26 protein-coding genes are annotated in these 25,615 nt (G+C 55.4%); 10 read left to right on the top strand and 16 right to left on the bottom strand.

Annotation, left to right across the window (positions count from 1 at the left end; translation table 11 throughout):
- Nucleotide 1: 1 nt before the first annotated feature.
- Nucleotides 2–286 carry a hypothetical protein gene (locus PGS10_RS19785; protein WP_045390053.1) on the top strand — a complete coding sequence of 95 codons (285 nt, stop codon included), beginning with the start codon at nt 2–4 and terminating at the stop codon, nt 284–286.
- A 44-nt stretch (nt 287–330) separates the two neighbouring features.
- Here PGS10_RS19785 and PGS10_RS19780 read toward each other — a convergent pair whose 3' ends face one another.
- Nucleotides 331–1,137 (bottom strand): DUF2950 family protein, encoded by an 807-nt coding sequence (locus PGS10_RS19780; protein WP_316423373.1) that lies wholly within the window; start codon nt 1,135–1,137, stop codon nt 331–333.
- A gap of 10 nt (nt 1,138–1,147) precedes the next feature.
- Nucleotides 1,148–2,794 (bottom strand): DUF3300 domain-containing protein, encoded by a 1,647-nt coding sequence (locus tag PGS10_RS19775; protein ID WP_316423372.1) that lies wholly within the window; start codon nt 2,792–2,794, stop codon nt 1,148–1,150.
- Between the two features lie 355 nt (nt 2,795–3,149).
- Between PGS10_RS19775 and acnB the strand changes: the two genes are divergently transcribed.
- On the top strand, nt 3,150–5,747 hold the full coding sequence (acnB, locus tag PGS10_RS19770; RefSeq protein ID WP_072201386.1) for a bifunctional aconitate hydratase 2/2-methylisocitrate dehydratase: 2,598 nt from the start codon (nt 3,150–3,152) through the stop codon (nt 5,745–5,747).
- A 186-nt stretch (nt 5,748–5,933) separates the two neighbouring features.
- Entirely contained in the window at nt 5,934–6,296 is a 363-nt protein-coding gene (gene yacL, locus PGS10_RS19765; RefSeq protein ID WP_015368214.1) for a protein YacL, read from the top strand.
- A gap of 72 nt (nt 6,297–6,368) precedes the next feature.
- On the opposite strand, the gene speD is transcribed toward yacL, so the two are convergent.
- The 5 genes from speD to PGS10_RS19740 form a co-directional block, all read right to left on the bottom strand.
- On the bottom strand, nt 6,369–7,163 hold the full coding sequence (gene speD / locus PGS10_RS19760) for an adenosylmethionine decarboxylase (protein WP_015368213.1): 795 nt from the start codon (nt 7,161–7,163) through the stop codon (nt 6,369–6,371).
- A 24-nt stretch (nt 7,164–7,187) separates the two neighbouring features.
- A complete protein-coding gene (gene speE / locus PGS10_RS19755; protein WP_045390062.1) occupies nt 7,188–8,048 on the bottom strand; it encodes a polyamine aminopropyltransferase in 861 nt (286 codons plus the stop codon).
- A gap of 122 nt (nt 8,049–8,170) precedes the next feature.
- On the bottom strand, nt 8,171–9,454 hold the full coding sequence (locus PGS10_RS19750; protein WP_063413995.1) for an FKBP-type peptidyl-prolyl cis-trans isomerase: 1,284 nt from the start codon (nt 9,452–9,454) through the stop codon (nt 8,171–8,173).
- Between the two features lie 8 nt (nt 9,455–9,462).
- Entirely contained in the window at nt 9,463–9,876 is a 414-nt protein-coding gene (locus tag PGS10_RS19745; RefSeq protein WP_045390068.1) for a hypothetical protein, read from the bottom strand.
- Nucleotides 9,877–10,137: 261 nt separating this feature from the next.
- Nucleotides 10,138–10,485, bottom strand: a complete 348-nt coding sequence (locus PGS10_RS19740) for a YacC family pilotin-like protein (protein WP_015704423.1) — start codon at nt 10,483–10,485, stop codon at nt 10,138–10,140.
- Between the two features lie 145 nt (nt 10,486–10,630).
- Here PGS10_RS19740 and cueO point away from each other — a divergent pair, with 145 nt between their 5' ends.
- Nucleotides 10,631–12,232, top strand: a complete 1,602-nt coding sequence (gene cueO, locus PGS10_RS19735) for a multicopper oxidase CueO (RefSeq protein WP_316423371.1) — start codon at nt 10,631–10,633, stop codon at nt 12,230–12,232.
- 75 nt (nt 12,233–12,307) lie between these two features.
- Here cueO and PGS10_RS19730 read toward each other — a convergent pair whose 3' ends face one another.
- Nucleotides 12,308–14,698: a glucose/quinate/shikimate family membrane-bound PQQ-dependent dehydrogenase gene (locus PGS10_RS19730; protein ID WP_045390074.1), complete on the bottom strand. Its 2,391-nt coding sequence runs from the start codon at nt 14,696–14,698 to the stop codon at nt 12,308–12,310.
- A gap of 78 nt (nt 14,699–14,776) precedes the next feature.
- Between PGS10_RS19730 and PGS10_RS19725 the strand changes: the two genes are divergently transcribed.
- The gene (locus tag PGS10_RS19725; RefSeq protein WP_161801955.1) at nt 14,777–14,881 is read left to right on the top strand and encodes a hypothetical protein; all 105 of its coding nucleotides are present in this window, start codon (nt 14,777–14,779) and stop codon (nt 14,879–14,881) included.
- A gap of 19 nt (nt 14,882–14,900) precedes the next feature.
- Nucleotides 14,901–15,437, top strand: coding sequence for a hypoxanthine phosphoribosyltransferase (hpt, locus tag PGS10_RS19720; protein WP_015368206.1), 537 nt, complete (start codon nt 14,901–14,903; stop codon nt 15,435–15,437).
- Nucleotides 15,438–15,494: 57 nt separating this feature from the next.
- On the opposite strand, the gene can is transcribed toward hpt, so the two are convergent.
- Nucleotides 15,495–16,157, bottom strand: coding sequence for a carbonate dehydratase (gene can / locus PGS10_RS19715; RefSeq protein ID WP_045390077.1), 663 nt, complete (start codon nt 16,155–16,157; stop codon nt 15,495–15,497).
- A 106-nt stretch (nt 16,158–16,263) separates the two neighbouring features.
- Between can and PGS10_RS19710 the strand changes: the two genes are divergently transcribed.
- The 4 genes from PGS10_RS19710 (at nt 16,264) to PGS10_RS19695 (ending at nt 19,830) form a co-directional block, all read left to right on the top strand.
- A complete protein-coding gene (locus PGS10_RS19710; RefSeq protein WP_015368204.1) occupies nt 16,264–17,190 on the top strand; it encodes an ABC transporter ATP-binding protein in 927 nt (308 codons plus the stop codon).
- Nucleotides 17,187–17,957, top strand: a complete 771-nt coding sequence (locus PGS10_RS19705; RefSeq protein ID WP_045390083.1) for an ABC transporter permease — start codon at nt 17,187–17,189, stop codon at nt 17,955–17,957. The genes PGS10_RS19710 and PGS10_RS19705 overlap by 4 nt, the downstream gene beginning before the upstream one ends.
- 122 nt (nt 17,958–18,079) lie before the next feature.
- The gene (locus tag PGS10_RS19700; protein WP_015368202.1) at nt 18,080–18,520 is read left to right on the top strand and encodes a PTS sugar transporter subunit IIA; all 441 of its coding nucleotides are present in this window, start codon (nt 18,080–18,082) and stop codon (nt 18,518–18,520) included.
- Nucleotides 18,521–18,576: 56 nt separating this feature from the next.
- On the top strand, nt 18,577–19,830 hold the full coding sequence (locus PGS10_RS19695) for a polysaccharide deacetylase family protein (RefSeq protein ID WP_045390088.1): 1,254 nt from the start codon (nt 18,577–18,579) through the stop codon (nt 19,828–19,830).
- Nucleotides 19,831–19,864: 34 nt separating this feature from the next.
- On the opposite strand, the gene panD is transcribed toward PGS10_RS19695, so the two are convergent.
- The 7 genes from panD to dksA all read right to left on the bottom strand — a co-directional run bounded on the left by panD (nt 19,865) and on the right by dksA (nt 25,494).
- Complete coding sequence (gene panD, locus PGS10_RS19690) at nt 19,865–20,245, bottom strand: aspartate 1-decarboxylase (RefSeq protein ID WP_015368200.1); 381 nt, start codon at nt 20,243–20,245, stop codon at nt 19,865–19,867.
- 80 nt (nt 20,246–20,325) lie between these two features.
- Complete coding sequence (panC, locus tag PGS10_RS19685; protein WP_045390090.1) at nt 20,326–21,180, bottom strand: pantoate--beta-alanine ligase; 855 nt, start codon at nt 21,178–21,180, stop codon at nt 20,326–20,328.
- An 11-nt stretch (nt 21,181–21,191) separates the two neighbouring features.
- Nucleotides 21,192–21,983, bottom strand: coding sequence for a 3-methyl-2-oxobutanoate hydroxymethyltransferase (gene panB / locus PGS10_RS19680; protein ID WP_047042642.1), 792 nt, complete (start codon nt 21,981–21,983; stop codon nt 21,192–21,194).
- Nucleotides 21,984–22,103: 120 nt separating this feature from the next.
- Entirely contained in the window at nt 22,104–22,583 is a 480-nt protein-coding gene (folK, locus tag PGS10_RS19675) for a 2-amino-4-hydroxy-6-hydroxymethyldihydropteridine diphosphokinase (protein WP_045390092.1), read from the bottom strand.
- Nucleotides 22,580–23,977 (bottom strand): polynucleotide adenylyltransferase PcnB, encoded by a 1,398-nt coding sequence (pcnB, locus tag PGS10_RS19670; protein ID WP_072056452.1) that lies wholly within the window; start codon nt 23,975–23,977, stop codon nt 22,580–22,582. Before pcnB ends, folK begins: the two co-directional genes overlap by 4 nt.
- 119 nt (nt 23,978–24,096) lie before the next feature.
- The gene (gene gluQRS / locus PGS10_RS19665; protein ID WP_047078124.1) at nt 24,097–24,978 is read right to left on the bottom strand and encodes a tRNA glutamyl-Q(34) synthetase GluQRS; all 882 of its coding nucleotides are present in this window, start codon (nt 24,976–24,978) and stop codon (nt 24,097–24,099) included.
- A gap of 60 nt (nt 24,979–25,038) precedes the next feature.
- Nucleotides 25,039–25,494 carry an RNA polymerase-binding protein DksA gene (gene dksA / locus PGS10_RS19660; RefSeq protein WP_007373199.1) on the bottom strand — a complete coding sequence of 152 codons (456 nt, stop codon included), beginning with the start codon at nt 25,492–25,494 and terminating at the stop codon, nt 25,039–25,041.
- Between the last annotated feature and the right edge of the window lie 121 nt (nt 25,495–25,615).

Below are 25,615 nucleotides of genomic sequence, written 5' to 3'. Positions count from 1 at the left end.
GATGAAACGCTTATTGACCACGGCGCTGTTAGCCACGACGTTAGTATCCGGTATGGCCTGCGCGGCTGATGCGACAATTCCATGGGCGGCGAACAGCGGCGGTACCGAAAGTACCCATATTGCGGCGATGGGTCAGGATCTGAATGCGCAGCATCAGTTGGTGACGAAGACGAATGAAGGGGTGTGGGCGGCGAATTCCGGGAGCATCAGCTCGGATGAAGCGGCGCTGACCAGTCAGAAACCTGCTTTTGCCGGTTATCCGGAGCTGATGCCGCACCAGGGCTAAGCACCAGAGAGTGCCCGGTTGCTATTGCGCAACCGGGCATTTTTTTATTGATTGACCGGCTGCCATCCCGCCGCTGAATCGGGGGCAAAATGCGTAATTGCCTGCGCTTTCGTCGCGCTCTCTTCGCCCAGGTTTGCCTGCCAGACCTTATCGTTCTGATCGATCATAAAGCTCATCACCCCGGTTTCTCCCCACTCTACCGGCCATGCCAGTAAGGCGACGCCTTGACTATCGCTATCGGCGATAATGCGGAAACGGTAGCCATGATAACCGGCGCCGGGCTCAGTCGGGCTAAAGGCCGGCCCCAGCGGGCTTGGCGTTTCGCCCGGTGAGGTTGGCCAGTACAGACCATCTTTTTTGCCTTCGCTGCTGATGATTTTTTGCGCCCAGCGATGATTCAGTTGATAGTAATCCTGCTGGGCATCAACGTAGGCGTGCATGGCGGCAATTGCCGACAGTTCATTGCGGCCGATGGCGCGTGTGAGAATTTCATCTTCCCCGGCCGCCATATCAAATCGCCAGCCCTGTTCATCTTTGACAATCGGAATTGGCAATCGCCACGCTTCACTGCCGACATCAAGCCAGGCGTTATTACCCTGCTGCACAATGACGTGTTTCACCTGCCAGTCGCGCTGAAAGCGGTCGACGGCATTGGGATCAATACCATCGGTGGGTAAAAACTGCTGCCAGTTATCGCCGAGCAGATTATTGAGCGCGGATTTATCACGATGATTGAGCGCATCGGCCAGCGCGCTTGCGGCTTTCTCCGGCGTGGGAAACTGTTGCTGGGCGAAGGCGGCGAGCGGCGACAGCATTAGCGTTAATAGGGCGATCTGTAATGGTTTTCTCATCTGCTCATCCTCAGCGACGACGCAATTCATGGTGTTCGGAAAGGCGCTCTCTGGCGGCGCCGCGCTGTTCGCTACTCAAGCCGGAAATATTACGGCTTTGCAGCCCGCGCGCCTGCTGCGATTGCCAGGAGGGGGAGCGACTTTCGTTGCCGCTTAAGGCATTGGCGCGGGCCGTGCTTACCGCTTGCTGACGCTGGGCCGGCGTCGCGGAGTGAATCTGCTGACGGCGCTGTTGTTGCTGAGGCGTAGGATTTTGCACGTGGCTCTTCACGGCCTCGCGATGCTGTTGCTGCTGCGGCGTTGGGTGTTGCAACTGCGTTTTCGCCGCTTCGCGACGCTGCTGTTTGGCAGGTGTCGGCGTGCTGTCGTAGCCACGGTAGCTGCTGCGCTGGGTGGCCTGCTTCAATTGTTGAGAGGCCGCCTGACGCTGCGCATCGCGCGAGGCGCTAGTGGCCGCCAGCGTGCCTGCGCTGGCTGCTGGCGCGTTGGGATGCTGAAGCTGCGTCATCGCCGCTTGCCGTTGAGCGTTGCGATCGACCGGCGCATGCTGGGTCGCGCTGAGTCCGCCGGGCACATTGGTCTGATGATAGCGCTGGGCGACATTATTATTCGGATAAGGCACGTTGCCGCGATAGGCGGGGTTATGCTGCCAGTTAACGCGGTTACCCGGTAGGTTCTGCCCGGTAATGTGGTTGAAATTATTCACATTAATATTGATGTTATCGCCATTGTGCTGGTAACCGCCGTGATGGTAATCGTCATCATGATGATGGTCATCATCATCCCAGTCGATGCTGCTGAAGAGCGCCCAGGTGGTGGCGACGCCAAGACTGTAGCCAAAACCTTTGACAAAGCTATCGGTGAACTGCTCTCCGGGAGGCGGCGGCAGATAGACCGGGGGATAGGCGCTATTCGGCCAACTGCCGTAGACGGTCGAAGGGTTATAGCTTGGAACGTATACCACTTGCGGGTTGGTCGGTTCAATTTTGATGATCTGCGAAGGCGCTGGAGAAGCCGTTGAGGTTGTCGAGGTTGATACCGCGCTGCTATTCGATGACCTCGAAGAGGCTGGCGCCGCGGCCGTGACGGTCACTTTCTGTTGCGGCGTGGATTTTAATGTCCCGGTTTGCTGGGCAATGGCGCGCAGGCGCTGTACGGAGTCCATGACGTCGTGGGGTTGGGCTAAAAATGCGTCGCCAAGGTTTTCCACCCACGGCGGATTTTCGCCCATCATTGCCAGCAGGGCGGGAAAGGCGACGAGGGATTTGACGCTCGGATCCCACGGCTGGCTGGCAACGGCCTGAACGGCCGCGTCGCCTTTCATCGACGGGTTATCCTGCGACCACTGTACCGCCTGCATAACGTTGTCCGGATAGGTGGAGGCCATCAGTACCTGCGAGAGTAAACTGTCCGGATAGAGCGCGATTGGCGCGACCCATTGGTCGATTTGCGCCTGTGTGTAGGTGGCTGTGACCGCTTGTCCCGCCGCCGGCGCAGTCGGGGACGCCGGCGCGGGTACCGTTGTGGGCTGTGCCGTCACCGGCGCTTCCGCGATAGTCTCTGGGGTACGACTTTTAACATAGAGCGTTCCTGCCGCTGCGAGTAAGCCTGCGCTGCAGAGCAGGGCGATAATATGGGGTTTGAACGGTAGTGACATGGAAGCTCCTGACACAGAAATGTTACCCATCTCGCTAAAGTATCGGCGAAAACGGTACGTTAGGGGAGTATATGAAGACGATATTGTTTTTTTTGATTTTTGTTGGGATCCTGACATTAAATCTGTAACAGAAATAAATTTATCTACCAGCATTTGAACAGAAAGCCTGCAATATCCTGCCCTTAACGATTCAGCTAAATTTTAATGTTGCTTTTTTGTAAACAGATTAACACCCTTCAAAAATCCTGCTATGCTGCCCTCGCGGTATCGGGCATTTACCCTACAAACTGCTGTCTCACAGGAGCGTGAAGAAAATCGCCTACCGCATTTTACAATGAGAGCGAGGAGAACCGTCGTGCTAGAAGAATACCGTAAGCACGTAGCTGAGCGTGCCGCCATGGGGATTGTTGCCAAACCCTTAGACGCAACCCAAATGGCCGCGCTGGTAGAACTGCTGAAAAACCCGCCAGCGGGTGAAGATGAATTCCTGTTAGATCTGCTTACCAACCGTGTACCGCCGGGCGTCGATGAAGCCGCCTATGTTAAAGCCGGATTCCTTGCCGCTATCGCCAAAGGCGAAGCGACCTCCCCACTGGTTACCCCTGAAAAGGCCGTTGAACTGCTGGGCACCATGCAGGGCGGTTACAATATTCACCCCCTGATTGAAGCGCTGGACGATGCCAAACTGGCGCCGATTGCCGCGAAAGCGCTGTCCCATACCCTGCTGATGTTCGATAACTTCTATGACGTAGAAGAGAAAGCCAAAGCGGGTAATGAGTACGCTAAACAGGTTATGCAATCCTGGGCTGATGCCGAGTGGTTCCTGAACCGTCCGCAACTGGCGGAAAAAATCACCGTTACCGTCTTCAAAGTTACCGGCGAAACCAATACCGATGACTTGTCTCCGGCACCTGATGCCTGGTCCCGTCCGGATATCCCACTGCACGCTCTGGCGATGCTGAAAAACGCTCGCGAAGGAATTGAGCCGGATCAGCCGGGCGCGGTCGGCCCGATTAAACAAATTGAAGCGCTGCAGCAGAAAGGCTTCCCGCTGGCCTACGTTGGCGACGTTGTTGGTACCGGTTCTTCGCGTAAATCCGCCACCAACTCGGTGCTGTGGTTCATGGGCGACGATATCCCGAACGTACCGAACAAGCGCGGCGGCGGCCTGTGCCTGGGCGGCAAAATTGCGCCTATCTTCTTCAATACCATGGAAGATGCGGGCGCGCTGCCTATTGAAGTGGACGTGAGCAACCTCAACATGGGCGACGTCATTGACGTTTACCCGTTCAAAGGTGAAGTGCGTAACCACGAAACCAACGAGCTGTTGGCAAGCTTTGAACTGAAAACCGATGTACTGATCGACGAAGTGCGCGCCGGCGGCCGTATTCCGCTGATCATCGGTCGCGGCCTGACGACCAAAGCGCGCGAAGCGCTGGGGCTGCCGCACAGCGACGTTTTCCGTCATGCGAAAGATGTGGCGGAAAGCAACCGCGGCTTCTCTCTGGCGCAGAAAATGGTTGGCCGCGCCTGCGGCGTTGCCGGTATCCGTCCGGGCGCTTATTGCGAGCCGAAAATGACCTCCGTCGGTTCTCAGGACACCACCGGTCCAATGACCCGCGATGAGCTGAAAGACCTGGCGTGCCTGGGCTTCTCCGCGGACCTGGTGATGCAGTCCTTCTGCCACACTGCGGCTTATCCGAAGCCGGTTGACGTCACCACGCACCACACTCTGCCGGACTTCATCATGAACCGCGGCGGTGTTTCACTGCGTCCGGGCGATGGCGTTATCCACTCCTGGCTGAACCGTATGCTGCTGCCTGATACCGTAGGTACCGGCGGCGACTCCCATACCCGTTTCCCAATCGGTATCTCCTTCCCGGCGGGTTCTGGTCTGGTGGCCTTCGCCGCCGCGACCGGCGTGATGCCGCTGGATATGCCGGAATCAGTACTGGTGCGCTTCAAAGGTAAAATGCAGCCGGGTATTACCCTGCGCGACCTGGTTCACGCCATCCCGCTGTATGCCATTAAGCAGGGCCTGCTGACCGTTGAGAAGAAAGGTAAGAAAAACATCTTCTCTGGCCGCATCCTTGAAATCGAAGGTCTGCCGGATCTGAAAGTCGAGCAGGCATTTGAACTGACCGATGCTTCCGCTGAGCGTTCTGCTGCTGGTTGTACCATCAAGCTGAACAAAGAGCCGATCGTTGAGTATCTGAACTCCAACATCGTCCTGCTGAAGTGGATGATCGCGGAAGGTTACGGCGATCGCCGTACGCTGGAGCGCCGTATCCAGGGCATGGAAAAATGGCTGGCGGATCCGCAGCTGCTGGAAGCCGACGCTGATGCGGAATACGCGGCAGTGATCGACATCGATCTGGCGGATATCAAAGAGCCTATTCTGTGCGCGCCGAACGATCCGGACGATGCGCGTCTGCTGTCGGACGTGCAGGGTGAGAAGATCGACGAAGTGTTTATCGGTTCCTGCATGACCAACATTGGCCACTTCCGTGCTGCCGGTAAACTGCTGGACAGCCACAAAGGCCAACTGCCGACTCGCCTGTGGGTGGCGCCGCCAACCCGTATGGATGCCGCGCAGTTGACTGAAGAAGGCTACTACAGCGTGTTTGGTAAGAGCGGCGCGCGTATCGAAATCCCTGGCTGTTCCCTGTGTATGGGCAACCAGGCGCGCGTGGCTGACGGCGCGACCGTCGTGTCGACCTCTACCCGTAACTTCCCGAACCGTTTAGGTACCGGCGCCAACGTTTATCTGGCCTCTGCCGAACTGGCGGCGGTCGCTTCTCTGCTGGGCAAACTGCCGACGCCGGAAGAGTACCAGACCTTCGTCGCTCAGGTTGATAAGACGGCGGAAGATACCTATCGCTATCTGAACTTTAACCAGCTGGATCAGTACACTGAAAAAGCTGACGGCGTGATTTTCCAGACCGCTGTGTAATCCGTTCGGTCAGCCTGGCTGACCGTTTGGCTACAAACTCTCCAATGCCCGCTGAACATTGCATCAGCGGGCATTTTTATTTTTAAACCTCCCACCCGTTGCGCTTTTTTTCTTCCTGTCTGCTGCGATAATTAGGTTATGGGTACAGTGCAGCGGTGACGCATTGCCCTTGCAGAGGAAAAGATTATGGATTACGAATTTCTGCGCGATATTACCGGTGTGGTAAAGGTGCGAATGTCGATGGACCACGAGGCGATTGGTCACTGGTTCAACGAAGAGGTGAAAGATAACCTGGCTCTTCTGGATGAAGTGGAACAGGCAGCGCGCACCGTGAAAGGCAGTGAACGTTCCTGGCAGCGAGCCGGCCATGAATATACGTTGTGGCTGGATGGCGAAGAAGTGATGATCCGCGCCAACCAACTGGAATTTTCCGGCGATGAAATGGAAGAGGGGATGAACTACTACGACGAAGAGAGCCTCTCTCTTTGCGGCGTGGAGGATTTCCTGCAGGTGGTTGCCGCATACCGTGAATTTATGCAGCAGCGTTAATGATTCGTTTTGTGCCGGGCGGCGCGGAACCGTAGGCCCGGCAGGCAAAAGCGCCGCCGGGCATTTCAGATGTTACACCGCAGGTATATTGCGGGCGTAATAAATTTCCCGCATCTCTTTCCACAACAGGTCGGTAATCACCTTGCGCTCTTGTTCGCTTAACTCTTCCGGTTTGGTATGGAACATGTAGTGCTTCAGATCGAACTCTTTCAGCATCATTTTGGTATGGAACATATTTTCCTGATAGACGTTCACGTCCACCATGTCATAGAGCGACTTCATATCTTCTGACATGAAGTTCTGAATTGAGTTGATTTCATGATCGATAAAATGCTTCATGCCGTTGATATCACGAGTGAACCCACGCACGCGATAATCAATGGTTACGATATCGGATTCCAGTTGGTGAATCAGGTAGTTCAGCGCCTTCAGCGGTGAAATCACCCCACAGGTGGAGACTTCAATATCGGCGCGGAAGGTGCACAGGCCGCCTTCCGGATGGCTTTCCGGATAGGTATGCACGCAGATGTGGCTTTTATCGAGATGTGCGACCACGGTCTCAGGCAGCGGGCCCGGATGCTCGCTCTGATCGATAAGCTGCGGGTCGATAGGCTCTTCGCTAACCAAAATGGTGACGCTTGCGCCCTGCGGTTCATAATCCTGGCGTGCAATGTTGAGTATGTTGGCGCCAATGATTGAACAGGTCTCGGAGAGGATTTCCGTCAGGCGATTGGCATTATAGAGTTCATCGATATAGGCGATATAGCCATCGCGCTCTTCGGCGGTTTTAGCGTAGCAGATATCGTAAATACAAAAACTCAGGCTTTTAGTCAGGTTGTTGAAGCCGTGCAGCTTAAGCTTTTTCAATTTGGTTCACCTCCTCGTTTCAGGTTAGCTGGCGGTCAGCGCATCCAGCAGGTACTGCGGTAGCGCGAAAGCCGCGGTATGAATTGCCGGATTGTAATAACGGCATTTCAGCCCGGCGCTATGGAAGCGGGCCTGAATAATTTCCGTCGACAAATGACGCAGTGCTTCATTATCGGTCGCCCAGGCAAAGGTCATGATGCCGCCATAGTAGGTCGGGATCGCCGCCTGGTAGAAGCTGACATCGGTGAAATAGTGGCTGAGCTTGCGATGGCTGCCGACCGCTTCATCCTGCTGCAGGAAGCTTACGCCGTTCTGGGCAACGAAAATTCCGCCGGGATTCAGGCAACGTTTACAACCGGCATAAAATGCCGAAGTAAAGAGGCTCTCACCGGGGCCGATCGGGTCGGTACAGTCGGAGATAATGACATCAAAGGTTTGTGACGTTTGGTTGACGAAGTTCACGCCGTCATCAATCACCAGCGTAAAGCGCGGGTCGTCATAGGCGCCGGCATTATGGTTTGGTAGATACTGACGGCAGAACGAGACCACCCCGGCGTCGATTTCCACCATGGTAATGGTTTCGATATGTTGGTGGCGGGAGACTTCACGCAGCATCGCGCCATCGCCGCCGCCGATGATCAGCACGTGCTTTGCGTGACCATGCGCCAGCAGCGGAACGTGGGTCATCATTTCATGATAAATAAACTCATCGCGCTCGGTGGTTTGCACCACGCCATCAAGCGCCATCACGCGGCCAAATGCCGCATTTTCGAAGATGATTAAATCCTGATGATCGGTCTTCTCATGGTACAGCACGTTATCAACGGTAAAATATTGACCAAAATGGTCGTGCAGCGTCTCATGCCAGTGATTACTCTCGGCCATGGCTTACTCCTCCTTTGTTAACTTCTGTCGCGCCCGCAACGCGGGCACCACATCATAGCCAACTATAGATAGAGATTGATATGGCGAATAGTAAACCTTCTATTGTTTAGATGAACTCTCGCTTAGCGTGAGGTTTTCGGCGCAAATGCTCTGGATTGTTGGTCGCTGTTGGGTCTGGCGTCAACAATTCGCACGCTATACACCATCGTCGCGCCAGGCGGAATTTTTCCGGGGATTCCTTTGCTGCCGTAGGCCCGCTCCGGCGGAACAACAATAGTGATGGCGCCATGGTTACTAAGACGTTTAAGCGGTTCACGGAAGGTTTCGGGATATTGACTTAGCGCCTGGGTCCAGACCTTATCTTCGGCTTCCATATCGTTTATCACGGTACCGTCGATCAGGCTTTCTTTGATAACGACGGTGACGATATCGTTATCAGCGACCTTACCTTTACCGGGGTAGTCTATACGGCTGTAAATACCTTCTTTAAGCACTGCGCCTTTCTGCGCGGCAAATTGCTGCTGATACTTTTTACCTTCACGGAGAGTTTGCTGTTCTAGCTTATCAATGTTTTTGTATAACCGCTGTGAGACGTCGAAAAGCGCCTTATTGCGTGCTTTGTCATCCAGCGCCGGCTGACCGGCAAAAACATCGTTAATCCCCTTAAGAACGGTTTCCTGTTGCAGGTTTAACCCTTTCGCTGCCTGACTGGACAGCGTGTTAAGCGCATCTTGCCCTATCGACACACCAACCGAATATGCCTGCCGCTGTGGGGCGCTGCTGAGGTTTAGCGTGGGGGATTTGGCTGTCGTGGCGGCGGTGGTTTTTACGCCGGCGAGCTCGGCGCTCAGTTTCTGCTGCTCCGCCATTGCCGCAGCCAGCTTATCGCTCAGGGCCTGCTTGTCTCTCTCCAGCGCGTTGAGCTTTACCGTTTGCGCCTGCAGAGCGGCGGCAGAGCGTTTGAGATTATCCGCGCCGTCGGCTTTTTCCTGCTGAACGGTACCGACTTGCTGAACAAGCCGCTTGTTTTCCGTGTCCAAAGCAGCGATCCGGCTCTGGAGTTGTGCGATGGTTTTATTTAATGCTGCATTATCTACCGGCGCTGGCATCGTGGCGGGAGGTGGCGATTTCAGCTGTGCCTGCAGTTGGCGGATGATCTTATCTTTGTCGGCGATGAGACTTTTTTGCGCGGCCAGCTTTTTTTGCAGCGCTGCGGTGTTGTTCTCGCGGGCTCTGGAGGGTTTACTGACCTCCGGCGCCGGAGATATCTCTTTCTTCTCTTTTTTCTCCTGCTGCTGGACATAGTTGAGAAATGCAGGCGCATCGTCATCCGCTTGCGCATAGGCAATAAAAAGGGACGCCAGCAAAATGAAGGCCAGCGTCAATATATTAAGGCGATTTATCATGGCGCCTGTCACTTCACCGCATTATCGCCGCGCATGACCAGGCTATCGATCAGCGACTTTTCAATATCGGCGCAAAGCTTAATAGATTTAAATTGATACATAGAATCTATGCCCTGACGGGTGGGATCGGCGACTTTCGTACGCACTGAGTTATATTGCGACGCCGCACCTATCAGAGCGGTGAATTCACTACCCAGTCTTGAGGCTTCTTTCGGATTGACTTCTTTTAACGAATCCAACGCCTGGCGGCAGGCATTAAGTCGCTCCTGCTCAGCGGCCAGCCTCAGCTTTTCATTCTGTTGCGCGTCGGTGGCAATGGCGATTGGTGGCGTTATGGGAGCGTTAGCCTGACGATGCGCCTGGCAGCCAGCTAACATGAGAACAGCGAACGGAAGTAAGCGAAAAACAGGTGAGATATTCAAAATGTCATTCCATTGCAATAAGAGAGGTTGCAGGCGATTTTAATTAGCCAGCAGGTCTTTGCAATAAACGATGAGTTGAATTATTCACTCCTGAATGTGATTTTTTTTGGATAAATTAAGCCGTCGTCTAATTAATGAATATAAAGCATATTAGCTGCATGTGAAATAAAAAGTATCGCGCAATGAATTCATAGTAAATGAATCATAGGGGAAAGAATAATATAGCATTCTGCAACCGCATCGCGGCGGCTGCAGATGCGTTTACTTCACATAGGCCAGCAGGCTAAGGGAGTCACGCGCCAGAGCTTTGCACTTTTTGGCGGTCGGGATTTTGATACCGCTGAGATCGCGATAGCTGTCCTCACCTAATGCTTTCATATTAAAGCTATCGTAGTTGCTGAGGTCCCATTGGTTTTGCTGGGCAAAAAAGACCAGCGCGCGGCGAATTTGCGTATTTGGCAAATTTTGATAGCCGCAATCATTTTTCAGGAATACAAATACCGCCGTTAAATCAGCCATATCTTCCGCTTCGGACTCGCTTAATGCATAGCTATTGGCGGAGAGGGCGAGCAGGCTGCCAAACAGCATTGTTCTGAAAAACGTCTTCATTTTTTCTACCATTGAAACACGGACAATCAAAGTTAGCATACTTCTTTACACCACGCAGAGCTTTATTCACAAGCTTCTGCTTGACCTTCCCGTTGCGGGAGGGTTTAAGCTTAAATATTCACCAGCAGAATAAAAGGATGTGAAAATGCAACGTCGTGAGTTTATCAAATTAGGCGCCGCGCTTGGCGCGGTCAGCGCCTTACCGCTCTGGAGCCGTTCGGTATTCGCTGCCGGCCGTCCGGCTTTGCCGGTTCCGGATTTATTGACCGCTGACGCGCGCAATCGCATTACGCTGACGATTCAAGCCGGAAAGACGCAGTTTGGCCCGCATCTTGCGACGACCTGGGGCTATAACGGTAACCTCCTCGGGCCCGCGTTGAAGCTGAAGCAAGGTGAAGCGGTGACGGTAGATATTCACAACCGCCTGGCGGAGGAGACCACGGTCCACTGGCACGGGCTGGAAGTGCCTGGCGAAGTCGATGGCGGTCCGCAGGGCGTCATCGCCGCAGGAGCCTCAAGGACGGTGAGTTTTACGCCGACGCAGCGAGCGGCGACCTGCTGGTTCCATCCTCATCAGCATGGTAAAACCGGACGTCAGGTTGCCATGGGGCTGGCGGGTTTGGTGCTGATTGAAGATGTCGAAAGCGGGCAATTACTGCTTCCGAAGCAATGGGGAATCGATGATGTTCCGGTGATCGTGCAGGACAAAAGATTCAATGCCAATGGCGAAATAGATTATCAGCTCGATATCATGAGCGCCGCCGTTGGCTGGTTTGGCGATACCCTGTTGACGAACGGCGCGCTGTATCCCGAACACGCTCCGCCGCGCGGTTGGTTACGACTGCGTCTACTTAATGGCTGTAATGCCCGCTCGTTGAATTTCGCTACCAGCGATCGCCGCCCAATGTACGTAATAGCAAGCGACGGCGGCCTGTTGGCGGAACCGGTCAAAGTGAGCGAACTGCCGGTGCTGATGGGCGAGCGCTTTGAGGTTTTAATTGATACCCGCGACGGGAAGGCATTTGATCTCCTGACGATGCCGGTGAGCCAAATGGGGATGGCGATTGCGCCATTTGATAAGCCGCAGCCGGTGCTCCGTATACAGCCGCTATTGATCCCGGCCTCCGGTAAGTTACCCGATACTTTGGCCGCGATACCCGCGCTGCCGTCACTGGAGGGGCTGACGCAGCGCACGCTGCAGCTGTCGATGGATCCTATGCTCGACATGATGGGTATGCAGGCGCTAATGAAGAAATATGGCGACCAGGCGATGTCCGGTATGAATCATGGAATGATGGGGCATGGCGACATGAACAATATGGGAAATATGAATCATGGTGAAATGAAGAATATGAACCATGGCGGTGGCATGGGACATGGCGCTTCATCAGACAAGGGTTTTGATTTCCATAGCGCCAACCGCATCAATGGCAAGGCCTTTGATATGAATGTGCCGATGTTTGCCGCGGCCAGGGGGCAGTACGAGCGCTGGCTGATCTCCGGTAAGGGCGACATGATGCTGCATCCTTTCCATATTCATGGCACGCAATTCCGTATTCTGAGTGAAAATAGCCAGGCGCCGGCGGCGCATCGGCGCGGCTGGAAGGATACGGTAAGAGTGGAGGGCGGGGTGAGCGAAGTGCTGGTGAAGTTCGATCATCAGGCGCCAAAGGAGTTCGCCTATATGGCGCACTGTCATCTGCTGGAGCATGAAGATACCGGGATGATGTTGGGATTCACCGTGTAGGACTGTACAGCCTGCCGCCCACTCCCATGGGGAGTGGGGCAAAAAAAACGGCAACTTTCGTTGCCGTTTTGCGTTTTACTTCGCGTCATCCGGTAACGCGTAGGCAACGATGTAGTCGCCCATTTTAGTACCGAACGAGCCATGACCGCCGGCAGAGATGACAACGTACTGCTTGCCATTCACTTCATAGGTCATCGGCGTCGCCTGGCCACCTGCCGGCAGACGCGCCTGCCACAGTTTTTCGCCATTGCTCATGTTGTAAGCGCGCAGATAGTTATCGGCGGTGGCGGCGATAAACAGCACGTTACCGGCGGTTGAGATCGGACCGCCCAGCATCGGCATACCCATATTGAACGGCAGCGGGACAGGCAGCGGGAACGGCAGACTATCCTGCGGCGTACCGATGCGTTTTTTCCACACCACTTCGTTGGTCTTCAGATCCAGCGCCGAGATATAACCCCATGCCGGTTGTTTACACGGCAGGCCAAACGGCGACAGGAACGGGTTCAGCGTAACGCCGAACGGCACGCCATACTGCGGCTGAACGCCAGACTCGGTACCGGAGCCTTTCGCGTCTTTTGGCGGTTCCATCGGGTTGCCCGGGCCGCGTGGGATCAGTTTAGAGACGAACGGTAGCGCCATCGGGTTGGCGATAGCCACCTGACGGTTAGGATCGACGGAGATGCCGCCCCACTCAAACATCCCCAGGTTACCCGGGAATACCAGCGTGCCCTGTTCGGACGGCGGCGTGAAGATACCTTCATAGCGCATCTGATGGAAGATAACGCGGCACACCAGCTGGTCAAACATGGTGGCGCCCCACATATCCGCGCCGGTCAGGTCTTTCTTCGGACGGAAGCTCAGCTCGGAGAACGGCTGGGTTTTGGCAACATAGTCGCCCTTCGCCGCACCCTGCGGAACCGGTTTTTCCGGCGCCGGGACCACCAGTTCGCCATTACGACGATCCAGCACGAAGATGTTGCCGGTTTTGGCCGGAGCGTAAATCACCGGTACGGTTTTACCGTTCACATCAATGTCGGCCAATGTCGGCTGCGACGGCATATCCATATCCCACAGATCGTGGTGTACGGTTTGGTAGCTCCACGCGAGTTTACCGGTGGTTGCGTTCAGCGCCACGATAGAGCTGGCGTAACGTTCCTGTTCCGGCGTGCGGTTGCCGCCCCAGATATCCGGCGTGGTAACGCCCATCGGCAGATAGACTAAATCCAGCTTCGCGTCATAGGCGGCAGGCGCCCAGGAGTTAGGTGAATTGAGTGTGAAGTGATGCTCATCGCTCGGGATCGCATTAGGGTCTTTCGCACCCGGGTCGAAGGCCCACAGCAGTTTACCGGTATTCACATCAAAGCCGCGGATCACACCTGATGGCTCGCGGGTGGAGAAGTTATCGGTTACCGCGCCGGCAATGACGATAGTCTTGTCGGTGATAATCGGCGGCGACGTCGGTTCATACATGCCCGGCGTGGTCACCGGCATGTTGGTCTGCAGGTTGAGAATGCCTTTATTAGCAAAGGTTTCGCACAGCTTACCGTTGTCGGCGTTCACCGCGAACAGACGGCCATCGTTGACCGGCAGAATAATACGGCGCGGGCAGTCGGCGACGACGTCGGCAGGGGCGTTATCCGCTTTTGCTTCATGATAGGAGACGCCACGGCAGGTCACGTGCTGGAACGACGGATCGGCGTTCAGCTGCGGGTCAAAATGCCACTTCTCTTTACCGGTGGCCGCGTCGAGCGCGAACAGACGCTGGTGCGCGGTACACAGATACAGCGTGTCGCCAACTTTAATCGGCGTCACTTCATTAGTGATTTCACCCGGATCGTTCGGCTGCTTCAGGTCGCCGGTGCGGAATACCCAGGCTTCCTTCAGGTTCTTCACGTTGTCAGCGTTAATCTGTTTCAGCGGCGAATAACGCTGGCCTTCCTGGTTACGGCCATAGGCCGGCCAGTCGCTATCGGCGACGGTAGAAATCGGCGCGGCCGGCGTCGCGTCAGCGCTCAACGTACCGTTCACTTCCTGCGGATCGTTGAAACCGGCCCAGGTCAGGATCCCGCCGCTAATCAACAGGGCGATAACCAGACCGCCCACGGCGCCAGCGGAGGGTACCGGCAGGCGACGCCAGACAAATGGCAGAATCAGCCAAATGCCGAAGAAGACCAGGATGTCGCTGCGCGGCGTCAGCGCCCAGAAGTCGAAGCCGACTTCCCATACCCCCCAAATCATGGTTGCCAGCAACAGGGCGGCATACAGCCACAGCGCTGCGCGCTTGCCGCGGAACAGCATGACGGTGACGGCCAGCATCACCAGGCCTGCGATAGGGTAGTACCAGGAACCGCCGATAGCGGCCAGCCATACCCCACCGATTAACAGATACAGGCCACAGAAGGCGGCAAACAGCGCCGTCAGCGTGACAAGTAACCGTGATTGTTGAGATTTTGTTTCTGCCATAGAAAGACACTCTTCAGTTGTTAATTTTTTAACTGCAATTAATTATAGGATTTAACAACTGTGATCGGAATCACAAATATGGCTTTATTATTCACTGCACCGAAGATTTCGTTTTGCTGGTATACTGTATCGCTTGCCGGTCAACGTCGGTGTGAAAGCAGCGGCTTTGAAGATTTATCCTAAGAATCAAATGGTTAGTTTAATGAAACATACTGTAGAAGTGATGATCCCGGAAGCCGAGATCAAAGCGCGTATCGCCGAACTGGGTCGTCAAATTAATGAACGCTATAAAGACAGCGGCAGCGAAATGGTGCTGGTGGGTCTGTTGCGCGGTTCATTTATGTTTATGGCTGACCTGTGCCGTGAGGTTCAGGTGCCGCATGAAGTCGACTTTATGACCGCCTCTAGCTATGGCAGCGGCATGTCCACCACCCGTGATGTCAAAATCCTTAAAGATCTTGATGAAGACATTCGCGGTAAGGACGTACTGATCGTCGAAGACATCATCGATTCCGGCAACACCCTGTCTAAAGTGCGCGAAATCCTCAGCCTGCGCGAGCCGAAATCGCTGGCTATCTGTACGCTGCTGGATAAACCAAGCCGTCGTGAAGTGAACGTCCCGGTTGAGTTTGTCGGTTTTGCCATTCCGGATGAGTTCGTGGTGGGCTACGGCATCGACTATGCTCAGCGCTATCGCCACCTGCCGTACGTCGGTAAAGTGATCCTGCTGGACGAGTAATTATTGTTGCGGTCCCGGATAGGGTGAACGCCTTATCCGGGGCGGTGAGCGCGGCGGCTATTTATGGTTGGCGTGCTTGCTCTTGAGATTGGAAATCCCGTGGCGATAGCGCTGCTCGAGGGTTTCCCGGCTGACGGCGGTGACATCAAGATCGCGCAGCAGTCCGTCGTGAATACCATAAGCCCAGCCGTGGATCGTCACCTTTTGGCCACGTTTCCACGCCGACTGCATGATCGTCGAGTGTCCCAGGTTGTATACCTGCTCCATCACGTTCAGTTCGCAAAGCGTATCCAGACGCCGATCTTCCGGCATCTCACCGAGCAGCGAGCTGTGTTTAAACCAGATATCGCGAATGTGCAGCAGCCAGTTATCAATGAGCCCCAGCTCCGGGTTCTCGACCGCCGCCTGTACGCCGCCACAGCCGTAGTGGCCGCAGATAATAATGTGTTCGACTTCCAGCACGTCAACGGCGTATTGCACCACCGACAGGCAGTTCAGGTCGGTATGGATCACCAGATTGGCGACGTTACGGTGTACGAATAATTCACCGGGTTCCAGGCCGGTTAAGCGCTCCGCGGGGACGCGGCTATCGGAGCAGCCAATCCACAGAAAGCGCGGTTTCTGCGCCTGCGACAATTTCGCAAAGAAGCCGGGGTCCTCTTCCACCAGCATTTTTGACCATAGTGCATTATTGCTGATGAGTGTATCTATATCATTCATGGACGTTTACGGCCTGTAACCAAGTAAGTGCGTTGCGCTAATATAGGGTAAGCTCACCTTTTTGAAAACATTACATCACGTGTGATAACACGAGAAGAGATATTTAATGACCATTGCTCTGGAATTAAAACAGCTCAAGAAAACCTATCCCGGCGGGGTTCAGGCGCTGAAAGGCATCGACCTGCAGGTTGAAGCCGGCGACTTTTATGCGCTGCTGGGCCCTAACGGCGCGGGGAAATCCACGACTATCGGCATCATTAGTTCGCTGGTTAATAAAACCTCCGGCCAGGTTAACGTATTTGGCTACGACCTGGAAAAAGATGTGGTGAACGCCAAGCGCCAGTTAGGGCTGGTGCCGCAGGAGTTCAACTTCAACCCATTCGAAACCGTACAGCAGATCGTGGTTAACCAGGCGGGTTACTATGGCGTTGAGCGTAAAGAAGCAATTTTGCGTAGCGAAAAGTATCTGAAACAGCTCGATCTGTGGGAAAAGCGCAATGAACGCGCGCGTATGCTCTCCGGCGGGATGAAGCGCCGCCTGATGATAGCCCGCGCGCTGATGCATGAGCCGAAGCTGCTCATTCTTGATGAGCCCACAGCTGGCGTTGATATCGAACTACGTCGCTCGATGTGGGGTTTCCTCAAAGATCTTAACGATAAAGGCACCACCATTATCCTCACGACCCACTATCTGGAAGAGGCGGAAATGCTGTGTCGTAATATCGGCATTATCCAGAGCGGCGAGCTGGTGGAAAACACCTCAATGAAGGCGCTGCTGGCTAAGCTGAAATCGGAAACCTTTATCCTCGATCTAGCGCCGAAAAGCCCGCTGCCAACCCTCGACGGGTATCAGTACCGGCTGGTTGATACCTCGACGCTGGAAGTTGAAGTGTTGCGCGAGCAGGGGATTAACAGCGTTTTCGCCCAGCTAAGCGCCCAGGGCGTGCAGGTATTAAGTATGCGTAACAAGGCCAACCGTCTGGAAGAGTTGTTTGTCACGCTGGTGCACGACAAAAAAGGAGAATCAGCATGATGCAGCTTTACTGGGTCGCGCTGAAAAGCATCTGGACCAAAGAGATCCACCGGTTTATGCGTATCTGGGTTCAGACGCTGGTACCGCCGGTGATCACCATGACCCTCTATTTCGTCATCTTTGGCAACCTGATCGGCTCGCGGATCGGCGAGATGCACGGTTTTACCTACATGCAGTTTATTGTGCCGGGGCTGATTATGATGGCGGTGATCACCAACGCCTACGCCAACGTCGCCTCGTCATTCTTTAGCGCCAAGTTCCAGCGCAATATTGAGGAACTGCTGGTGGCGCCGGTGCCAACCCACGTGGTGATCGCCGGTTACGTCGGCGGCGGGGTGGCGCGCGGGCTGTGTGTCGGCATTCTGGTGACGGCAATCTCGCTGTTCTTCGTCCCGTTCCAGGTTCATTCCTGGCTGTTTGTCGCCCTGACGCTGATTTTGACGGCAATTCTGTTCTCGCTGGCGGGCCTGCTCAATGCGGTGTTTGCGAAAACCTTCGACGATATCAGCCTGATCCCGACTTTCGTGCTGACGCCGTTGACTTACCTTGGCGGGGTGTTCTATTCGTTGACGCTGCTGCCGCCGTTCTGGCAAGCGCTGTCGCATCTCAACCCCATCGTCTACATGATTAGCGGCTTCCGTTTTGGTTTCCTCGGCATTCATGACGTCCCGCTGGCGACCACCTTTGGCGTACTGGTGGTGTTCATCGTGGTCTTCTATATTCTGTGCTGGTACCTGATCCAGCGCGGGCGCGGCCTGCGTAGCTAACCTCTCTACAAGCGCCCCCGCTAATTTCACTTTGCCGGGGCGCTATGCGGTAATTTTTGATACCCATCACCCTACCTCAACGCTTGCCCTGCTAAATTGTTTGCCTGCTAAGGAGGTAGGCGATGTTAGGTTGGGTAATTACCTGCCATGATGAGCTGGCGCAGGAGATGCTGGATCGTCTGGAGAAAAAGTTTGGCCCGCTGGCGCAATGCCGGGCGGTGAATTACTGGCGTAATCTGAGCGTCAATATGCTGAGCCGCATGATGTGCGACGCGCTGCATGCCACAGACTGCGGCGATGGGGTGATTTTTCTCACCGATAAAACCGGTGCCGCGCCGTATCGCGCCGCCGCGCTGATGAGCCACAAGCATACTCACTGTGAAGTCATTTCCGGCATTCGCTATCCATTGCTGGAAGAAATGTATTTACAGCGCTATACCCTCAGCAGCGACGCCTTCCGTAATGCTATTGTTAGCGCTGGAGGCCCCACGGTGAGCAGCCTGTGGCATCAGCAGCAAAAAAATCCGCCTTTTCGTCTCCTGCATGACACGTTCGGAAATTAGGCATTAGCATTGATGCCGCTTTTGTTACAATGGCGGCATTCAGGTTTACCGGTTCGATGCGCATGTTTGCCCGAGTCATAACACTATTCCTTTTGCTGACGTCAGTCAGCGTTTCCGCCAGCCTGCTCAGCCAACAGGGCGTCCCCGCACGCTATATGCAAATCACGGAAGATGCCGATATCTGGGCGCAGGTCGGCAACCATGTAGTGAGCGTCGGCAACGTTCGCGCCGGGCAAATCCTTGCCGTGGTACCGACTACCGCAGACTATTACGAATTCAATTTTGGTTTCGGTACCGGCTTTATTGATAAAGGGCACCTGGGGCCGGTGCAGGGCGCAAAGCGGGTTGAGGATAACCTGGGCGATTTACACCAGCCATTGAGCAACCAGAACCTGCTGACCTGGAAAGATACGCCGGTTTACGATGCGCCGTCAGCGGGCAGCCCGCCGTTTGGCACATTAGCCAATAACCTGCGCTATCCCATTATCAGCAAGCTGAAAGACCGCCTTAATCAGACCTGGTATCAAATTCGTATCGGCAACCGGCTGGCGTGGGTAAGCAGCCTGGACGCGCAGGAAGATAACGGCATTCCGGTACTGACTTATCACCATATTCTGCGTGATGAAGAAAATAGCCGTTTCCGCCATACCTCGACCACCACCTCGGTGCGCGCTTTCAGTAACCAGATGACCTGGCTGCGTGACCAGGGCTATACCACGCTGACGATGTATCAACTGGAAGGGTATTTACGTAACAAGGTTAATCTGCCTGCGCGCTCGGTGGTGATTACCTTTGATGACGGCCTCAAGTCGGTGAATCGTTACGCTTATCCGATCCTCAAGCAGTACGGATTCCACGCTACGGCATTTATTATCTCATCGCGGATCAAACGTCATCCGCAAAAGTGGGATCCGAAATCGCTGCAGTTTATGAGTATCTCTGAGCTCAGACAGATTCAGGACGTGTTTGATGTGCAGTCGCATACCCATTTTCTGCACCGGGTCGATGCCGCCCGTCACCCGATATTACTTAGCCGTAATTACCACAATATTCTCTTTGATTTCGAGCGTTCACGGCGGGCGCTGAGCCAGTTTAATCCACATGTGCTGTATCTTTCGTATCCATTCGGCGGCTATAACGCCACGGCGGTCAAAGCGGCGAACGATGCCGGTTTTCATCTGGCGGTAACGACGGTGAGAGGGAAGGTGAAACCGGGGGATAATCCGTTCTTGCTGAAGCGGTTGTATATCTTACGCACCGATTCGCTGGAGACGATGTCGCGGCTTATCAGCAACCAGCCGCAGGGATAAACCGGCGCTGCGGCTGAGCGCAGCGCCGTAAGAATCAGGCGACCTGCACCGGGATGGCTTTCGCCTGGCGCTTCATTTCGTTATCGCCTTCGAAATAGGCCACTTTCGGCTGCCAGGTGCGGGCTTCTTCGTCAGACATGGTCACGAAGCTGGCGATAATGAGGATATCGCCGACGCTAGCGCAGTGCGCCGCAGCGCCGTTGACAGAGATAATCTTCGAACCACGCTCGGCGGCGATCGCATAAGTCGAGAAACGGTTTCCGTTGGTCACGTTCCACAGATGAATGGCTTCATTTTCCAGAATACCGGCCGCTTCGAGGAAATCCTGGTCAATGGCGCAGGAACCTTCGTAATGCAGGTCAGCCTGCGTGACTTTAACGCGGTGGAGCTTGCCCTGCAGCATATTACGCATCATAACTTCTACCTTCCAACCTTTAAGTAGCAAAGCGGACACGGCATCCGCTTTGAGAAAATAACCCGATTTTTCGTTCCGGACTACTGGCCCAGCTCGACGATTTTGTTATCAATCAGACGCGCCTGGCCCAGCCATGCCGCCATCAGGATCACCGCGCGTTTGCTGGCATCCGTGAGCTCCAGCAGGGTGTCGGCATCGCGGATCTGGATATCGTCGGCGCGAAAACCTGATTCGTTGAGCTCCTGCTCGGCGATGGCGATGATTTCCTCAAGATGACGTTCGCCCGCGGCAAGTTTTTCCGCCACCGAGCTCAGCACTTTATACAGACCCGGGGCGATTTTACGCTGCTCGGCGGTCAGATAACCATTACGCGAGCTCAGCGCCAGGCCGTCTTTCGCGCGGATAATCGGCACGCCGACGATCTCGATGTCATAACCCATATCGGCGACCATTTTGCGGATCAGCGCCAACTGCTGGAAATCTTTCTCGCCGAAGCAGGCGACATCTGGCTGCACCAGGTTGAACAGCTTGCTGACAATGGTCGAGACGCCGCGGAAGTGGCCAGGGCGGCTGGCGCCTTCCAGCATGGTCGACAGGCCCGGGACATCAACGAAGGTTTGCCCTTCGGTACCCTGCGGATAAATTTCCGCCGGCGCCGGAGCAAAGACAAAATCGACCTTGCGCTTGTTCAGCTTTTCGCAATCTTCCTGCAGGGTACGCGGATAGCGCGCCAGATCGTCCGGGCGGTCAAATTGCATGGGATTCACGAAGATACTGACCACCACGACATCCGCGCAGGCTTTGGCTTCATCAACCAGCTTCATATGACCATCGTGCAGGTTGCCCATGGTGGGAACCAGCGCAATGCGCTTGCCTTCCTGGCGTAAACGACGGATATGCTGGCGCAGCAGCGGCAGGGTTTCAATTATCAGCACAACAAGACTCCTTAATGGAAACTATGTTCTTCGCCCGGATAGGTCCCGGATTCGACTTCGGCAATATACTGCCGTACCGCGGCGCGGATGTCGCCCGCTTCTGCGAGGAAATTTTTCGCGAATTTAGGAATGTGGCCGCCGGTGATCCCGAAAGCGTCATGCATCACCAGGATTTGCCCATCGGTCACGTTGCCTGCGCCGATGCCGATAACCGGGATCGTCAGCGCTTCGGTAATGCGTTTTGCCAGCTCTACCGGCACGCACTCCAGCACCAGCAGCTGGGCGCCGGCGGCTTCCAGGGCTAATGCGTCATCAAACAGCGCCTGCGCTGCATCGCCGCGACCTTGTACTTTATAGCCGCCGAACACGTTCACCGATTGCGGCGTCAGACCGAGGTGACCGCAAACCGGTACCGCGCGCTCCGCCAGCATCCTGACGGTATCAGCCAGCCAGGCGCCGCCTTCGAGCTTGACCATATTGGCGCCGGCGCGCATCACGACGGCGGCATTTTCAAAGGTTTGTTCCGGCGTGGCGTAGGCCATGAACGGCAGGTCGGCGAGCAGCAGGCTGTTCGGCGCGCCGCGGCGCACCGCGCGGGTGTGGTAAGCGATATCGTCAACGGTCACCGGCAGCGTGGAGTCGTGGCCCTGTACCGTCATCCCTAGCGAATCGCCCACCAGCAGGACGTTAATGCCTTCATCGGCAAAAAGCTTAGCGAAGCTGTAGTCGTAGGCGGTGATAGTGGCGAAGCGCTTTTTCTCCTGTTTGCATTTCTGCAGCAGGGCAATGGTGGTCGGTTTCATAACGTTTCCTGATGATGAAAGTCATATTAACCGGCATTCTAACAGCAGCATTCAGGGGGGCAATGATTTTGGGCAACCGATTACCACTATCGCCGGAAATGCTAAAAAAGGGAGTAGGGGTTACCAGAGAGCGGGTTTTTCGGCGCCCAGATTTTCCAGCGCGGCGCGAAGGGCGAGGCCATCGGGGAAGTGGAGCTGTGGGGCGATTTCAAACAGCGGCCAGAGCATAAAACCGCGATTTTTCATATCGTAGTGCGGCACCGTCAGACGCTCGCTGTTAATGACCGCATCGCCGAATAGCATAATGTCGAGGTCCAGCGTTCGCGGTCCCCAGCGTTCGGCTTTCCGCTCCCGTCCCTGCTGCAGTTCGATGCGCTGAGTGTGATCGAGCAGCGCTTCCGGCGCGAGCGCGGTTTCAAGCGCGACGGCGGCATTGAGATAGTCGGGCTGATCCTGCGGCCCCAGCGGCGGCGTACGGTACAGCGAAGACACGCTCGCCACGCGGCTGTCCGGAATGTCGGCCAGCGCGCGGATAGCCGCATTCACCTGTTCGAGCGGCGAAGCGAGATTACTGCCAATGGCGATATAGACCAGGGTCATGCGTTACCCTGACGCGGCGCGCGTTTCCGCGGGCGGCGATGGCGGCGGCGCGGAGCCGGATCGTCGCCGAGGTCGTTGAGCATATCTTTCTGTTCCGGCGGCGCGGCTACCTGGAACTCGCCCCACCATTTGGTCAGGCGCTGCAGTTCGTGGTTGTTCTCGGCGCCTGCGCGCAGTTCAAGCAGATCATAAGCGGCGCGGAACTTCGGATGCTCCATGAGTTTCCACGCGCGTTTGCCCTGACGGCGGGACATACGAAGCTGCAGCTGCCAGATATCGCGCACCAGGGTGGTGATGCGTTTAGGAATCGCCAGCGTCCGGCAGGCTTCATCCAGCACGTCATTCATTGCCAGCGCGAAGGCGTCGTAATAGGCCAGCCCGCTCTCCTGCGCGATTTTCTGCGCCATTTCCAGCAGCGGATACCAGAACATGACCGCGAACAGGAATGCCGGGTTAACGCGCATGTCGTTATGCAGGCGGTTATCGGTATTCTTCAGCACCTGAATGATGATGCGTTCCATCGGGCTATCGCCGCGCTCGGTAAAGTAGCGGGTGATCGTCGGGAACAGCGGCTGGAACAGGCTGTATTCGCGCAGCAGCTGGTAGGTTTCATAACCATAACCCGCCTGCAGTAGTTTCAGCACTTCTTCAAACAGACGCGCCGGGGGGACGTCGTGAAGAAGGGTGGCCAGACGCGGAATTGGCTCGGCGCTTTCGGCGCTGATGCGCATATGGAGTTTGGCGGCGAAACGTACCGCGCGCAGCATGCGCACCGGATCTTCACGGTAACGGGTTTCCGGGTCGCCAATCAGGCGAATCACCCCTTCCTGCAGATCGCGCATTCCACCAACGTAGTCGCGTACGGTGAAGTCCGCCACGCTGTAATAAAGGCTGTTGATGGTGAAGTCGCGGCGCTGGGCATCCTCTTCGATAGAACCGAAGATGTTATCGCGCAGCAGCATGCCGTTCTGGCCGCGCTGGGAGGTGACGCGGTCGTTAGTGTGGCCTTCGTGATGGCCGCGGAAGGTGGCGACCTCAATGATTTCCGGCCCGAACATCACGTGCGCCAGGCGGAAACGACGGCCAACCAGGCGGCAGTTGCGGAACAGTTTACGTACCTGGTCCGGGGTCGCGCTGGTGGTGACGTCAAAATCTTTTGGTTTCTTGCCCAGCAGCAGGTCGCGAACGCCGCCGCCGACCAGGTAAGCTTCGTAGCCCGCCTTATTCAGTCGATAGAGCACCTTGAGCGCGTTTTCACTGATATCTTTGCGGGAAATTGCATGCTGTTCACGCGGGATCACCGTCATATGCGTTTGTTCGACGGCGGCAGCCTCTGCCTCGCGCTCTTCACGGCTTAGCACCTTGCGGCAAAAATTAGCGACTCGGGTAAAAATGGTGCACCTCGTAGTGTCAGACGAACTTCGGATAAAACATTACTCTATGGGCTTCAGGTTGCATTTAAACGGCAAATTCAGGGGCAACCTGAAGGGCGACGAGCAAAAATAGCGGCTAATCATAGCTCAGCGGGAGCCATTTGAGAATGCTGGATTTTTGCAGGTTGCCAGTTGGCTACCGCTTGTTTGAGTAAATCTTCAATACTCAGCGCTTGCCAATCCTCGATGACATCCTGATTCAAAAATGTTAATGCCCGCACAATTTCCGGGCGCGGATCGCCCTCCGGCAGGGACGGGGCGTGGTTTTGTTTTGAGAGCTTATTACCTTCGGCGTTCAGCGCCAGCGGCAGGTGCACGTAGTCTGGCACAGGCCAGCCAAAGTGCTGATACAATGAAATTTGTCGTACCGTTGGCTCGATGAGATCGGCGCCGCGGACGATTTCGCTGACCCCCTGAAAATGGTCGTCAACCACTACCGCCAGGTTATAGGCGAACAGCCCGTCGCGACGATGGATGATGAAATCTTCCCGCGCCAGCGGTTCGTCGGCGACGATGGTTCCGCGCAACTGGTCATAAAATTCCAGTACCGGACGGGTCTGACGCAGGCGCAGCGCGGCATTTTCGCCGCCAAGGCGCAAATCGCGACAGTGGCCGTCGTAGATCCCGCCGACGCTATGAATGCGCGCGCGGGTGCAGGTGCAGTAGTAGCAGAGATCCCGATCGTGCAGCCAGGCGAGGCGCTCGCGATAGGCTTCGTGCCGCTGGGATTGCCACAGTACCTCGCCGTCCCAGTGCAGGCCGTAGCGATCGAGCTGTCGCAAAATAGTGTCGGCGGCGCCGGGAACTTCCCGCGGCGGGTCGATATCTTCAATGCGTACGCGCCAGATACCGCCTTTCGCCCGCGCCTGTAGATAGCTGCCGAGGGCGGCGATTAATGAGCCGAAGTGGAGTTCGCCGGAAGGTGAGGGAGCAAAGCGCCCGATATAGTCTGAGTCGGTCATGTTAAACACAAGGGGAATCAGGCGGGAGAAACTCCCGCCAGAGAGTGAGGTAGCAGGGAATTAACCCGCCATCTGTTTTTCGCGAATTTCCGCCAGCGTCTTGCAGTCGATGCACAGGTCAGCTGTTGGACGCGCTTCCAGACGGCGAATGCCAATCTCCACGCCACAGGATTCGCAGAAGCCGAAGTCTTCGTCTTCGACTTTTTTCAGTGTTTTCTCAATCTTCTTGATGAGTTTACGTTCGCGGTCGCGGTTACGCAGCTCCAGGCTGAACTCTTCTTCCTGCGCGGCACGGTCGACCGGGTCCGGGAAGTTAGCTGCTTCATCCTGCATATGCGTTACGGTGCGATCCACTTCATCCCTGAGTTGATTACGCCATGCTTCAAGAATGCGCTTGAAGTGCGCCAGCTGGGCTTCGTTCATATACTCTTCGCCCGGCTTCTCTTGGTACGGCTCCACCCCAGCGATGGCGAGAATACTCAGGGACGATGTTTTACGGTTTTGCCCTTCTTGCATGTTGCTTCTCCTTAACACGCACTATCGATCCCCATGTGGGGGAAAAATCAGGCCGCTATAAATAGCAGATGCTTTTCCGGATAGCAATTATCTAAACGTTACACTTGACAACGCTGTGAAG

Origin of the sequence: Klebsiella sp. 141153 (assembly GCF_032601995.1) — a bacterium.
Classification (GTDB): Bacteria; Pseudomonadota; Gammaproteobacteria; order Enterobacterales; family Enterobacteriaceae; genus Klebsiella; species Klebsiella aerogenes.
This window is presented reverse-complemented; position numbering and strand designations above follow the sequence as displayed.